The sequence below is a fragment of the Streptomyces sp. GL_140 genome (genome assembly GCF_057834465.1).
Map to the genome: position 1 here is coordinate 2850039 of NZ_CM174404.1, position 12977 is coordinate 2863015.

Annotated in this window: 11 protein-coding genes; 2 read left to right on the forward strand and 9 right to left on the reverse strand. The window is 71.2% G+C overall.

Going from position 1 to position 12977, the window contains the following annotated elements:
• Nucleotides 1–12: 12 nt before the first annotated feature.
• The 6 genes from AC3IYJ_RS13345 to hrcA form a co-directional block, all read right to left on the reverse strand.
• Nucleotides 13–918, reverse strand: coding sequence for a ribonuclease Z (locus AC3IYJ_RS13345; protein ID WP_489401521.1), 906 nt, complete (start codon nt 916–918; stop codon nt 13–15).
• A 3-nt stretch (nt 919–921) separates the two neighbouring features.
• Nucleotides 922–1281, reverse strand: a complete 360-nt coding sequence (locus AC3IYJ_RS13350; RefSeq protein ID WP_489401522.1) for a histidine triad nucleotide-binding protein — start codon at nt 1279–1281, stop codon at nt 922–924.
• 125 nt (nt 1282–1406) lie between these two features.
• Nucleotides 1407–2153, reverse strand: a complete 747-nt coding sequence (locus tag AC3IYJ_RS13355) for a 16S rRNA (uracil(1498)-N(3))-methyltransferase (RefSeq protein ID WP_489401523.1) — start codon at nt 2151–2153, stop codon at nt 1407–1409.
• Nucleotides 2150–3241 (reverse strand): nitronate monooxygenase, encoded by a 1092-nt coding sequence (locus AC3IYJ_RS13360; RefSeq protein ID WP_489401524.1) that lies wholly within the window; start codon nt 3239–3241, stop codon nt 2150–2152. The genes AC3IYJ_RS13355 and AC3IYJ_RS13360 overlap by 4 nt, the downstream gene beginning before the upstream one ends.
• Before the next feature lie 192 nt (nt 3242–3433).
• Nucleotides 3434–4573, reverse strand: a complete 1140-nt coding sequence (dnaJ, locus tag AC3IYJ_RS13365) for a molecular chaperone DnaJ (protein ID WP_384652592.1) — start codon at nt 4571–4573, stop codon at nt 3434–3436.
• Nucleotides 4574–5590 carry a heat-inducible transcriptional repressor HrcA gene (gene hrcA, locus AC3IYJ_RS13370; protein ID WP_489402801.1) on the reverse strand — a complete coding sequence of 339 codons (1017 nt, stop codon included), beginning with the start codon at nt 5588–5590 and terminating at the stop codon, nt 4574–4576.
• Between the two features lie 161 nt (nt 5591–5751).
• Here hrcA and AC3IYJ_RS13375 point away from each other — a divergent pair, with 161 nt between their 5' ends.
• Nucleotides 5752–6477: an MBL fold metallo-hydrolase gene (locus tag AC3IYJ_RS13375; RefSeq protein ID WP_489401525.1), complete on the forward strand. Its 726-nt coding sequence runs from the start codon at nt 5752–5754 to the stop codon at nt 6475–6477.
• 28 nt (nt 6478–6505) lie between these two features.
• A complete protein-coding gene (locus AC3IYJ_RS13380; protein WP_489401526.1) occupies nt 6506–7303 on the forward strand; it encodes a DUF3097 domain-containing protein in 798 nt (265 codons plus the stop codon).
• Between the two features lie 126 nt (nt 7304–7429).
• Here the strand turns inward: AC3IYJ_RS13380 and hemW are convergent, their stop codons facing one another.
• The 3 genes from hemW to lepA all read right to left on the reverse strand — a co-directional run bounded on the left by hemW (nt 7430) and on the right by lepA (nt 12775).
• A complete protein-coding gene (gene hemW / locus AC3IYJ_RS13385) occupies nt 7430–8662 on the reverse strand; it encodes a radical SAM family heme chaperone HemW (RefSeq protein ID WP_489401527.1) in 1233 nt (410 codons plus the stop codon).
• A gap of 90 nt (nt 8663–8752) precedes the next feature.
• On the reverse strand, nt 8753–10645 hold the full coding sequence (locus AC3IYJ_RS13390) for an AMP-dependent synthetase/ligase (RefSeq protein WP_489401528.1): 1893 nt from the start codon (nt 10643–10645) through the stop codon (nt 8753–8755).
• Nucleotides 10646–10909: 264 nt separating this feature from the next.
• A complete protein-coding gene (gene lepA / locus AC3IYJ_RS13395) occupies nt 10910–12775 on the reverse strand; it encodes a translation elongation factor 4 (RefSeq protein ID WP_489401529.1) in 1866 nt (621 codons plus the stop codon).
• Nucleotides 12776–12977: the final 202 nt, after the last annotated feature.

The following is a 12977-nucleotide window of genomic DNA, read 5'->3' on the forward strand; positions in this document are numbered from 1 at the left end:
CCGGGGCCGGGCTCAGGCCCGCTTCGGCACGGGAACCCGTACGAGGTCGGCGGCGATCGTCAGCTCGCCCTCGAACCCGGCCGCGCGGGCCTGGCGTTCGAACTCCGTGGGGTCGCCGTAGCGCTGCGAGAAGTGCGTCAGCACGAGGTGGCGCACCCCCGCGTCCCGTGCCACCCGGGCCGCCTGTCCGGCGGTGAGGTGCCCGTGGTCGGTGGCGAGGCGGACGTCCTCGTCGAGGAAGGTCGACTCGATGACCAGCATGTCGCAGCCCTCCGCGAGCGTCTCGACGCCCTCGCAGAGCCTGGTGTCCATCACGAAGGCGAACCGCTGCCCGGGGCGGGCCTCGCTGACCTCCTCCAGGGTGACCTCGCCGAGGCGCCCCTCGCGCTGGATCCGGCCCACGTCCGGCCCCTTGATCCCGTGGAGCGCGAGCAGTTCGGGCCGTATCCGGCGCCCGTCGGGCTCGGTGACCCGGTAGCCGAAGGACTCCACCGGGTGCGAGAGCAGCACGGCGTCCAGGGTGTACGCGTCCCCGCGCGCCAGGATCCCGTCCCCGGCCACCGGTTCCTCGGCCAGCTGGACGGTCTCCCGGTAGGCCGTGGCGTACCGCAGCCGGTCGAAGAACTTCTGCCCGGAGGCCGGATAGTGCGCGGTGACCTGGTGCGGGACCCGGTCGAGGTTGATGCGCTGGATCACCCCGGCGAGGCCGAGGCTGTGGTCACCGTGGAAGTGGGTGACACAGATCCGGTTGATGTCGTGGGCGGCCACCCCGGCGCGCAGCATCTGGCGCTGGGTGCCCTCGCCGGGATCGAAGAGGATGCCCTCGCCGTCCCAGCGCAGCAGGTAGCCGTTGTGGTTGCGGTGGCGCGTGGGCACCTGACTGGCGGTGCCCAGCACCACGAATTCCCGTACGGACACGGCTTATCCGGGGGGCCACTGGAGGCCGCGGCCGCCCAGGACGTGTGCGTGGGCGTGGAAGACGGTCTGGCCGGCGCCGGCCCCGGTGTTGAAGACGACCCGGTAGCCGTGCTCGTCGATCTTCTCGTCGGCGGCGACGTGTCCGGCCTCGCGCAGCACGTCGGCGGCGAGCTGGGGCTCGGCCGCGGCGAGGGAGGCCGCGTCCGGGTAGTGCGCCTTCGGGATGACGAGCACGTGCGTGGGCGCCTGCGGGTTGATGTCCCGGAAGGCGACGGTCGTCTCGGTCTCCCGGACGATGGTCGCCGGGATGTTCCCCGCGATGATCTTGCAGAACAGGCAGTCGGCCTGCGGTTCCCCGGCCATTGCTGAGCCTTCCGTGACGTTCGTTGATCGCTTCCGGCATCGTATCCACCGCCGGCGAGCGGCGTCCGCGCCTGTGGACGACTCCGACCCGCGACGACCCGAGGCCCGTCGGGACCAGCGGCCCGTCAGGACCAGCGGCCCGTCCTGGCCAGCAGCACCGCCACCGCGGCGGTGCCGGCCGTGGAGGTCCGCAGCACGGAGTGGCCCAGGCGGTAGGGGTGGGCCCCCGCCTCGGCGAAGACCGCCAGCTCCTCCGGGGAAACCCCGCCCTCGGGGCCGACCACCAGCACGACGGAGCCCCCGGCGGGCAGTTCGGCCGTGGCCAGCGCCCCGGAAGGGGTGTCGCGGTCCTCGTGGAGGACCATCGCCAGATCGGCCCCGGCGAGCAGCGCCGCCACCTGCTTCGTGGACATGGCCTCGGCCACTTCCGGGAAGCGGACCCGGCGGGACTGCTTGCCCGCCTCCCGGGCCGTGGCCCGCCACTTGGCCAGGGACTTGGCCCCGCGGTCGCCGCGCCACTGCGTGATGCAGCGCGAGGACTGCCACGGCACGATCGCGTCCACGCCCGTCTCGGTCATCGTCTCGACGGCGAGCTCGCCCCGGTCGCCCTTGGGCAGGGCCTGGACGACGGTGATCCGGACGGTGGGCTCCGGCTCCTCCATGACGGACTCCAGGTCCATGATCACCAGGCGGTCCTTGCCCTCCGCCGCCTTGACCACGCCCTCGGCCCACCGGCCCCGGCCGTCGGTGAGGACCACGTCCTCACCCGGATTGAGCCGCTTCACCGACACCGCGTGCCGGCCCTCGGGGCCGTCCAGCACGAACTCCGGCCCCGCGGGGACCTCTTCGACCACGAACACGGGGGCGGTCATGACGCACTCCTCATCTGCATTGCCTTCAAAACGTTCTGGGCCGCGGCGAGTTCCGCCGCGAGCACCTCCACCAGTTCCCCGGCCGGCAGCGCCCGCGCCAGCCGGTGCCCCTGGCCCGCCCACAGGGCCATGCCCTGCGGGTCCCCGGCCGCGGCGGCCGCCTTGCGCAGCGGCGAGGTCAGGTGGTGGATCTGCGGGTAGGCGGCCGGGGCGTACGGCCCGTGCTCGCGCATGAACCGGTTCACCAGCCCGCGGGCCGGGCGCCCCGAGAAGGCCCGGGTCATCTCGGTCCGGACGAACAGCGGGTCGGTCAGCGCCTTCTTGTGCAGCGGGTCCGCGCCGGACTCGGGACAGACCAGGAAGGCCGTGCCGAGCTGCGCCGCCTCCGCGCCCGCCGCCAGCAGCGCGGCGATCTGCGAGCCGCGCATCAGGCCGCCCGCCGCGATGATCGGCAGGGCCACGGTTTCCCGTACCTGCGCCACGAGCGCGAGCAGTCCGAGCCCCGCCGTGCCGTCGGCCTGCGGGTCGTCGCGGTGGGTGCCCTGGTGGCCGCCCGCCTCCATGCCCTGCACGCAGACGGCGTCGGCGCCGGCCGCCTGCGCGGCACGCGCCTCCTCGACCGAGGTGACGGTGGCGATCGTGTACGTACCGACCTTGCGCAGGCAGGTGAACGCCGCGGGGGAAGGAAGGCCGAAAGTGAACGAGACCACCGGGACGGGGTCTTCGAGAAGAATGGCGAGTTTTGCGTCGTAGCCGTCGTCGCACGTGCCGATGATGTCCTCTTCGGCGAGCGAGATCTCGTACCAGCTGGCCTCTCCGGCGAGCTGGCCGCGGTAAACCTCCACGGCGGCCGGATCCACGTATCCGGTCTGCGGCATGAAGAGGTTGACTCCGAAGGGGCGCCGGGTCAGCGCCCGCAGCCGCTTGATTTCCTGGAACATTCCGTCGGCGGTCTTGTAACCGCCGGCCAGGAACCCCAGCCCGCCCGCCTCGCACACGGCGGCGGCGAGCGGCGGACAGGACGCGCCGCCCGCCATGGGCGCCTGCACGATCGGGTACGCGAACAGACCGTTCGGTGCGGAGGACATGGTCTGCATCGTGCCATGTCCCGCTCATGGGACCGAATCACGGCATTCGCCTGGCATAGTCCGCTTCCGCGGGTTGTCGCAAACGTGTCGGCGGCATGCCGCGAGCCCGGTCCGGGGCATCCCCGGACCGGGCTCGCGATGGTTCTCCTGCCGGTTCCCGCCCTGCCTTCGGTACGGGTTCCCGCGCGGGGCTCAGCGCCCGTTGAAGGCGTCCTTCAGGCGGCTGAACAGCCCCTGCTGGCCCGGCGCGAACTGGCCGAGCGGCCGCTCCTCGCCGCGCAGCTTCGCCAGCTGGCGCAGCAGGTCCTCCTGAGCCGCGTCCAGCTTGGCGGGGGTGGTGACCTCGACGTGGACGATGAGGTCGCCGCGCCCGTTGCCACGCAGGTGCGTGACGCCCCGGCCGTGCAGCGGGATCGCCTGCCCGGACTGGGTGCCCGGCCGGATGTCGATCTCCTCCAGGCCGTCGAGCGTCTCCAGCGGGCACTTGGTGCCCAGGGCCGCCGCGGTCATCGGGATGGTGACCGTGCAGTGCAGGTCGTCCCCGCGCCGCTGGAAGGTCGGGTGCGGCAGCTCGTGGATCTCCACGTACAGGTCGCCGGCGGGGCCGCCGCCGGGGCCGACCTCGCCCTCGCCCGCGAGCTGGATCCGGGTGCCGTTCTCGACGCCCGCCGGGATCTTGACCGTGAGGCTGCGGCGGGAGCGGACCCGGCCGTCGCCCGCGCACTCGGGGCACGGGGTCGGGACCACGGTGCCGAAGCCCTGGCACTGCGGGCAGGGGCGCGAGGTCATGACCTGGCCCAGGAAGGACCGGGTGACCTGCGAGACCTCACCGCGGCCGCGGCACATGTCACACGTCTGCGCCGAGGTGCCGGGGGCTGCGCCTTCGCCGGAGCAAGTGGTGCAGACGACGGCCGTGTCGACCTGGATGTCCTTGGTCGTGCCGAAGGCGGCCTCGTCCAGTTCCAGGTCGAGACGGATCATGGCGTCCTGGCCCCGACGGGTCCGCGAGCGCGGTCCGCGCTGCTGGGACTGGCCGAAGAAGGCGTCCATGATGTCGGAGAAGTTGCCGAAGCCACCCGCCCCGAATCCGCCCGCGCCGCCGCCACCGCCCGAGGAGGACAGCGGGTCGCCGCCGAGGTCGAAGACCTGCTTCTTCTGCGGGTCCGAGAGCACCTCGTACGCGGCGTTGATCTCCTTGAAGCGCTCCTGCGTCTTCGGGTCCGGATTCACATCCGGGTGGAGTTCACGCGCGAGGCGGCGGAAGGCCTTCTTGATCTCGTCCTGCGATGCGTCGCGGCGCACGCCGAGAACGGCGTAGTAGTCCGTGGCCACTTACGACTCCGCCAGGATCTGTCCGACGTAACGTGCCACTGCGCGTACCGCTCCCATCGTTCCGGGGTAGTCCATGCGGGTCGGTCCGACCACGCCGAGTTTGGCGACTGCTTCGCCGCCCGAACCGTAGCCGACCGAGACGACGGACGTGGAGTTCAGTCCCTCGTAGGCATTCTCATGCCCGATCTTTACGGCCATTCCCGACTCGTTGGCCTCGCCCAGCAGCTTGAGGAGCACGACCTGCTCCTCCAGCGCTTCGAGCACCGGCCTGATCGTCAGAGGAAAGTCATGTCCGAAACGGGTGAGGTTGGCGGTGCCGCCGATCATCAGCCGCTCCTCCGCCTCCTCCACCAGCGTTTCGAGAAGGGTGTCGAGGACGACCTTCACGGTCGCCCTGTCCTCGGTCTCGAAGGACTCCGGAAGGTCCTGCACGAGCGGCGGCACGTCGGTGAACCGGCGGCCGACCACACGACTGTTGAGGCGGGCCCGCAGATCCGCCAGCGAGGTGTCCGCGAAGGGGGTCTGGCAGTCGACGAGCCGCTGCTCGACCCGGCCCGTGTCCGTGATCAGTACGAGCATCAGGCGCGCGGGGGCCAGCGAGAGCAGCTCCACGTGCCGGACGGTCGAGCGGGTCAGGCTCGGGTACTGGACGACGGCGACCTGCCGGGTCAGCTGCGCGAGCAGCCGTACGGTCCGGCCGACGACGTCGTCGAGGTCGACGGCCCCGTCGAGGAAGTTCTGGATGGCCCGACGCTCGGGCGTCGACAGCGGTTTGACCCCCGCCAGCTTGTCGACGAAGAGGCGGTAGCCCTTGTCGGTGGGGATCCGGCCGGCGCTGGTGTGGGGCTGGGCGATGTAGCCCTCGTCCTCCAGCACGGCCATGTCGTTGCGCACGGTCGCGGGCGAGACGCCGAGGCGGTGCCGCTCGGTGAGCGCCTTGGAGCCGACCGGCTCCTCCGTCCCCACGTAGTCCTGGACGATGGCGCGCAGCACTTCGAGTCTGCGTTCGCTGAGCATCGCGCACACCTCCGTCGTCTTCTTCACCCGGCTCGGACCGCCACCGGTTTGCTGTCGGTTTTCTGGCACTCTGCGCATTCGAGTGCCAGAGATCCCCCGGTCAGTGTACGGCGGGGTGGTACGCACCTAGCAAGGGCGGCCCGCCAAGGTAGCGTCGCGGCATGGACGTGCGTTGGGAAGAGGCGGGCTGGGAACGGCTCACCGAACGGACCGGCCGGCAGCGTCTGCCGGTGTGGGACTGCACCGTGGGACTGGTGGTCGGCGACGATTCGGCCCTCCTGATCGACCCGGGGTCCTCCGTCCGGGAAGGGGCCCGGGTGCGGGCCGAGGCGGAGCGTCTGGCGGGCCGGCGCGTGACCCATATCGCATTCACGCACGGACATTTCGACCACGTGTTGGGCGGATCGGCGTTCGCCGGGGCCGAGGTCTACGGTCCGGTCGGGCTGGACGGCCTGCTGTCCGTGAGCCACGACGAGCTGCGGGCCGACGCGATCCGGCACGGCCTGGCCCCGGCCGAGGCCGCCGAGGCGGTGGACCTGCTGGTGGTCCCCCGCCACCTGGTGTCGGGCGAGTGGACGCTCGACCTGGGCGGGGTGCAGGTGCTGCTGGCGAACGTGGGCCCCGGGCACACCCGGCACGATCTGGCCGCCTTCGTCCCCGGCACCCGCGAAGTGGTCTTCTGCGGCGACCTGGTCGAGGAATCGGGCGAGCCCCAGGCGGGTCCGGACGCCGTGCCCCGCCAGTGGCCGGCGGCGCTCGACCGGCTGCTGGCACTGGGCGGGGAGGACGCGTTGTACGTGCCGGGTCACGGAGCGGTGGTCGACGCGGCTTTCGTCCGTGCGCAACGCGACACACTGGCGGCGCGCTTCGGCGTGTCGGACGGCTGAGCCCGCCCGTTCTCCTACCCTCGGCCGGATGCGTGAGTACTCCCCCGACCTGACCCCGCAGTGGAAGCGCGCCAAGCCCGCCGCGGAGGTGCCCGCCGATCCCGGTCTCGTGGTCGAGGTGGCCGGCAGCGACTTCTGCGGCGCCGTGGTGGCCTGCGAGGCGGGCACGGTCACCCTGGAGGACCGCTTCGGCAAGCGCCGGGTGTTCCCGCTGGAGCCCCGCGGATTCCTCCTGGAAGGCGCGGTGGTCACCCTGACCCGCCCTGCCCGGGGGCCGGTCGCCCCGGCCCGTACGGCCTCGGGCTCCATCGCCGTCCCCGGCGCGCGGGCCCGGGTGGCCCGGGCGGGCCGGATCTACGTCGAGGGCCGCCACGACGCCGAGCTGGTGGAACGGGTCTGGGGCGACGACCTGCGGATCGAGGGCGTGGTCGTGGAGTACCTGGAGGGCATCGACGACCTGCCCGCCGTGGTGGCGGAGTTCGCCCCCGCCGCCGACGCCCGGCTGGGGGTCCTGGTGGACCACCTGGTCCCGGGCTCCAAGGAGTCCCGGATCGCGGCCGCCGTCACCTCGCCGCACGTCCTGATCGTGGGCCACCCCTACGTGGACGTCTGGCAGGCGGTGAAACCGTCCGCGCTCTCCATCCCGGCCTGGCCGGTCGTCCCGCGCGGGGAGGACTGGAAGACGGGCGTCTGCCGGGCCCTGGGCTGGCCGGAGAACACCGGCGCCGCCTGGCAGCACATCCTGTCGCGCGTGACCTCGTACAAGGACCTGGAGCCCACCCTGCTCGGCGCGGTGGAACACCTGATCGACCACGTCACGGCGTAGGCCTTCCAGCCCCGCCGGCGCCCTTCAGCCCGTCCGGCGCTTGAGGACCGGGTCTGGGCGGAGCCCAGGGAACGGTGGAAGGGTGGGTAGGGGACAGGCCCCGCAGGGCCCGCCCACCCCACTCGCTCAGTCGACCAGGTCCCGGACCACCGCGTCGGCCAGAAGTCGGCCCCGCAGGGTCAGCACGGCCCGGCCGGCCTCGAAGGGCCCGGGTTCCAGCAGGCCGTCGGCCAAGGCACGCCCCGCCGCGGCGAGACCAGCCGGAGCCAGCAGCGACAGCGGGCAGCCGTCCACCAGCCGCAGCTCCAGCAGGATCCGCTCAACCCGCCGGTCCTCCTCGGACAGCAGCTCCCGCCCGGCCCCGGGCGACCTTCCCTCCGCCAGCGCAGCGGCATACGCGCCGGGGTGCTTCACGTTCCACCAGCGCACCCCGCCCACGTGCGAGTGGGCTCCGGGGCCGGCGCCCCACCAGTCGGCCCCGCGCCAGTACAGCTCGTTGTGCAGGCAGCGCCCGGCCTCGGTGGTGGCCCAGTTCGACACCTCGTACCAGGAGTACCCCGCCTCGGCCATGACCGATTCGAGGATCAGGTACCGGTCCGCGTGCACGTCGTCGTCCGTCATCGGGACCTCGCCGCGGCGGATCCGCCGTGCCAGCTGGGTTCCCTCCTCCACGATCAGCGCGTACGCCGACACGTGGTCCGGGCCCGCCCCGATCGCGGCGGCCAGGGACTCCCGCCAGTCCTCGTCGGACTCCCCCGGGGTCCCGTAGATCAGGTCCAGGTTCACGTGCTCGAAGCCCGCCGCGCGCGCCTCCGCGACGCAGGCCTCGGGGCGGCCGGGCGTGTGGGTGCGGTCCAGCACCTTCAGGACGTGCTGCTTCGCGCTCTGCATGCCGAAGGAGATCCGGTTGAATCCCCCGGCCCGCAGCTCCGCCAGGTACTCCGGGTTCACCGACTCCGGATTGGCCTCGGTCGTGACCTCGGCGTCCTCGGCCAGGCCGAACTCCTCACGGATCGCCGCGAGCATCCGTACGAGGTCCCCGGCGGGCAGCAGCGTGGGCGTGCCGCCGCCCACGAAGACGGTGCGCACCGCGCGGGGGTCGTCCCCGAGCACCTTGCGCGCCAGCCTGACCTCGTCGATCAGGGTGTCGGCGTAGTTCTCCCGGGAGGCGAGCACGCCGCCGGTGCCCCGCAGCTCGGTGGCCGTGTAGGTGTTGAAGTCGCAGTAGCCGCAGCGCGTGGCGCAGTACGGGACGTGCAGGTAGAACCCGAGGGGCCGTTCCCCGGCACCCGCCAGGGCGTGCGGCGGCAGCGAGCCGTCTTCGGGCATGGGTTCACCGTCGGGCAGTGCGGAAGGCATGCACCCATCATCCCGCAACCGCCGCCGGGGCGGTCCCGCGCACACCGGGCCCCACTGCCGGCGGGGCGGTCCACCGCCCCGCCGCCATTGCTACGCCTCGCGGGAGCCCTCGTACATCTCCTCGATCAGGTGCTTGAACTCACGCTCGACGACCGGCCGCTTCAGCTTGAGGCTGGGCGTGAGGTCGCCGTGTTCGACGTCGAGGTCGCGCGGCAGGAGGCGGAACTTCTTGACCGTCTGCCAGCGCTGGAGGCCCTCGTTGAGGGTCTGAACATAGGTCTCGATGAGCCGGTTGGTCTCGGGCGCCGCCAGGACCTGCGCGTACGTCTTGCCCTCCAGGCCGTTCTCGGCGGCCCAGACCAGGATGGAGGGCTCGTCGAGGGCGATCAGCGCGGAGCAGAAGTTCCGGTCGGCGCCGTGTACGACGATGCTGGAGACGTAGGGACAGATCGCCTTGAACTGGCCTTCGATCTCCGCCGGGGCGACGTACTTGCCGCCCGAGGTCTTGATGAGGTCCTTCTTGCGGTCGGTGATGCGCAGGTAGCCGTCCGGGGACAGCTCGCCGATGTCTCCCGTGTGCAGCCAGCCGTCGGCCTCCAGGACCTCGGCGGTCTTCTCGGGCTGCCCGTGGTAGCCCTGCATGATGCCGGGGCCGCGCAGGAGGACCTCACCGTCGTCGGCGATGCGGACCTCGGTGCCGGGGAGCGGCTTGCCGACGGTGCCGGTGCGGTAGGCCTCGCCCGGGTTGACGAAGGAGGCGGCGCTGGACTCGGTGAGTCCGTAGCCCTCCAGGATGTGGATGCCCGCGCCGGAGAAGAAGTACCCGATCTCGGGGGCGAGGGCGGAGGCGCCGGAGACGGCGGCGCGCAGGTTGCCGCCGAAGGCCTCGCGGAGCTTGGAGTAGACGAGCGCGTCGGCGATCTTGTGCTTGGTGGCGAGGCCGAGGGGGGCGCTGGCATTGCCGGTGCGGCGGAAGTTGTCCTGGGTGACCTTGGCGTACTCGCGGGCCACGCCCACGGACCACTGGAAGATCTTGTACTTGGCTCCGCCGCCGGCCCTGGCCTTGGCCGCGACCCCGTTGTACACCTTCTCGAAGATGCGCGGGACGGCCGCCATGTAGGTCGGCTGGACGATCGGCAGGTTCTCGATGATCTTGTCGATCCGGCCGTCGACGGCGGTGACGTGCCCGACCTCGATCTGGCCCGAGGTGAGCACCTTGCCGAAGACGTGCGCGAGGGGCAGCCAGAGGTACTGGACGTCGTCCTTGGTGATCAGGCCGGTGGCGACGGTGGCCTTGGCCATGTACGACCAGTTGTCGTGCGGCAGCCGCACGCCCTTGGGGCGGCCGGTGGTGCCGGAGGTGTAGATGAGGGTGGCGAGCTGCTCGGCGGTGATGCCGGCGATCCGCTCCTTGACCGCCTCGGGGTGCTTGGCGAGGTACTCCTTGCCGCGCGCCTCCAGGTCGGCGAGGGAGAGCACCCAGCCCTCCGGGTCACCCTCGGCGGACACCGCGTCGGCGGCCTCCAGGACCACCACGTGGGCGAGCTCGGGCAGGTCGGCCCGGCGCTCGCGGGCCTTGGCCAGCTGCTTGCCGTCCTCGGCGATCAGGATCCGGCTCTCCGAGTCGGAGAGGATGAACGCCGACTCCTCGGCGTTCGTGCTCGGGTAGATCGTGGTGACGGCGCCGCCGGCGCACATCACGCCGAGGTCGGCGAGGATCCACTCCACCCGGGTGTTGGAGGCCAGCGCGACGCGCTGCTCCGGTTGGATCCCGAGCTCGATGATGCCGGCCGCGATCGCGAAGACCCGCTCGGCGGCCTGGCCCCAGCTGAGCGACTTCCAGTCGTCCGGACCGCCCTTCCCGTCGGCGGCGGGGACCGGATAGCGGTAGGCCTCGGCGTTCGGCGTGGCGGCGACACGCTCCAGGAAGAGGGTCGCCACGGTGGGCGGACGGTTCTCGATCAAGGTCTGTGTGTCGCTCACGGACATCCTCCGGACCACGCGGCAGGGCCTGTTCATCACAGGGGCGGACTGACTGGGTGGTGGGTCAGGGTGGGTGGCTGAGTCAGGGCTTGGCGTCGCCCGACCAAAAAAACTGGCGAGTAACCAACGAGCAGTGATCAGACTAGGGGCCCTCCGCCTGGTGCGTAAGAGGCGTTGGGGCGCCGATTCATAACGAAGCGGGCCCCCGCGCCGGAGCACGGGGGCCTGCTTGGTGCACGACGGCCGTTTCGGCTGCCGGAGCGGCTACTTCTTCTTGCCGCCGGACTCGTCGCTGGAGAGGACGGCGATGAAGGCCTCCTGCGGGACCTCCACGGAGCCGACCATCTTCATGCGCTTCTTGCCTTCCTTCTGCTTCTCCAGCAGCTTCCGCTTACGGGAGATGTCGCCGCCGTAGCACTTGGCGAGGACGTCCTTGCGGATCGCGCGGATGGTCTCGCGGGCGATGACGCGGGAGCCGACGGCCGCCTGGATCGGGATCTCGAAGGCCTGCCGCGGGATGAGCTCGCGCAGCTTGGCGACCAGGCGCACGCCGTAGGCGTAGGCGGCGTCCTTGTGGCAGACGGCGGAGAAGGCGTCGACCTTGTCGCCGTGCAGCAGGATGTCGACCTTGACCAGGCTGCCGGACTGCTCACCGGTGGGCTCGTAGTCGAGGGAGGCGTAACCGCGCGTCTTGGACTTCAGCTGGTCGAAGAAGTCGAAGACGATCTCCGCGAGGGGCAGGGTGTAGCGGATCTCGACCCGGTCCTCGGAGAGGTAGTCCATCCCGAGCAGCGTGCCGCGGCGCTGCTGGCAGAGCTCCATGATCGCGCCGATGAACTCGGAGGGCGCGAGCAGGGTGGCCCGTACGACCGGCTCGAACACGTCCCTGATCTTGCCCTCGGGGAACTCGCTCGGGTTGGTGACGGTGACCTCCTTGCCGTCCTCCAGGACGACGCGGTAGACCACGTTCGGCGCGGTGGCGATCAGGTCGAGGCCGAACTCGCGCTCCAGGCGCTCGCGCACCACGTCCAGGTGGAGCAGGCCGAGGAAGCCGACGCGGAAGCCGAAGCCCAGCGCCGCCGAGGTCTCCGGCTCGTAGACCAGCGCCGCGTCGTTGAGCTGGAGCTTGTCCAGGGCCTCGCGCAGGTCGGGGTAGTCCGACCCGTCGAGCGGGTACAGGCCCGAGAAGACCATCGGGCGCGGGTCCTTGTAGCCGCCCAGGGCCTCGGTCGCGCCGTTGTGCAGGCTGGTGATGGTGTCACCGACCTTGGACTGACGGACGTCCTTCACGCCGGTGATGATGTAGCCCACCTCGCCGACGCCGATGCCGTCGGCCGGGGTCATCTCCGGGGACGAGACACCGATCTCCAGCAGCTCGTGCGTGGCGCCGGTGGACATCATCCGGATGCGCTCGCGCTTGTTGAGCTGACCGTCGACCACACGCACGTACGTGACGACACCGCGGTACGAGTCGTACACGGAGTCGAAGATCATCGCGCGGGCCGGGGCGTCCTTGGGGCCGACGGGGGCCGGGACCGTGGCGACGATCTTGTCGAGCAGCGCGTCCACGCCGACACCGGTCTTCGCCGAGACCCGCAGCACGTCCTCGGGCTGGCAGCCGACCAGGTTCGCGAGCTCCTCGGCGAACTTCTCCGGCTGGGCGGCCGGCAGGTCGATCTTGTTCAGGACCGGGACGATCGCCAGGTCCTTCTCCATCGCCAGGTACAGGTTGGCGAGGGTCTGGGCCTCGATGCCCTGGGCCGCGTCCACCAGCAGGACCGTGCCCTCGCAGGCGGCGAGCGAGCGCGAGACCTCGTACGTGAAGTCGACGTGCCCGGGGGTGTCGATCATGTTGAGGATGTGGGTCTTGCCCTGCCCCTCACCCACGGTCGGCGACCACGGCAGTCGCACCGCCTGGGACTTGATCGTGATTCCGCGCTCACGCTCGATGTCCATGCGGTCGAGGTACTGGGCGCGCATCTGCCGCGAGTCCACCACGCCGGTGAGCTGGAGCATCCGGTCGGCAAGGGTCGACTTGCCGTGGTCGATGTGCGCGATGATGCAGAAATTGCGGATCAGCGCCGGGTCGGTACGGCTCGGCTCGGGCACGTGGCTGGGGATCGCGGGCACGCAGTGTCCTGATTCTCGGGTCTCAGTCGGAACGAAGTGGTGAGCGTCGGTCTGCGCGAAGTCGGATCTGTACGCAGGCTTCCATGGTCCCATGGACTGGGCAGTGCGCTCGGTTTGGGCCGGTCGGAGCGCGCCTGGTAGCCTGAGCAGCTGTGTCTCGTATGCCCTCTAAGCTTCCGGGACACAAATCCGAAGATCAAAT

Bases quoted from the DNA above. Each gene is read 5' to 3' on its own strand.
- hrcA (WP_489402801.1), bottom strand. From the start codon at position 5,590: ATGCTCAGCGAACGCAGACTCGAAGTGCTGCGCGCCATCGTCCAGGAC.
- AC3IYJ_RS13355 (WP_489401523.1), bottom strand. From the start codon at position 2,153: ATGACCGCCCCCGTGTTCGTGGTCGAAGAGGTCCCCGCGGGGCCGGAG.
- AC3IYJ_RS13350 (WP_489401522.1), bottom strand. From the start codon at position 1,281: ATGGCCGGGGAACCGCAGGCCGACTGCCTGTTCTGCAAGATCATCGCG.
- AC3IYJ_RS13380 (WP_489401526.1), top strand. From the start codon at position 6,506: ATGCGTGAGTACTCCCCCGACCTGACCCCGCAGTGGAAGCGCGCCAAG.
- hemW (WP_489401527.1), bottom strand. From the start codon at position 8,662: ATGCCTTCCGCACTGCCCGACGGTGAACCCATGCCCGAAGACGGCTCG.
- AC3IYJ_RS13360 (WP_489401524.1), bottom strand. From the start codon at position 3,241: ATGTCCTCCGCACCGAACGGTCTGTTCGCGTACCCGATCGTGCAGGCG.
- AC3IYJ_RS13375 (WP_489401525.1), top strand. From the start codon at position 5,752: ATGGACGTGCGTTGGGAAGAGGCGGGCTGGGAACGGCTCACCGAACGG.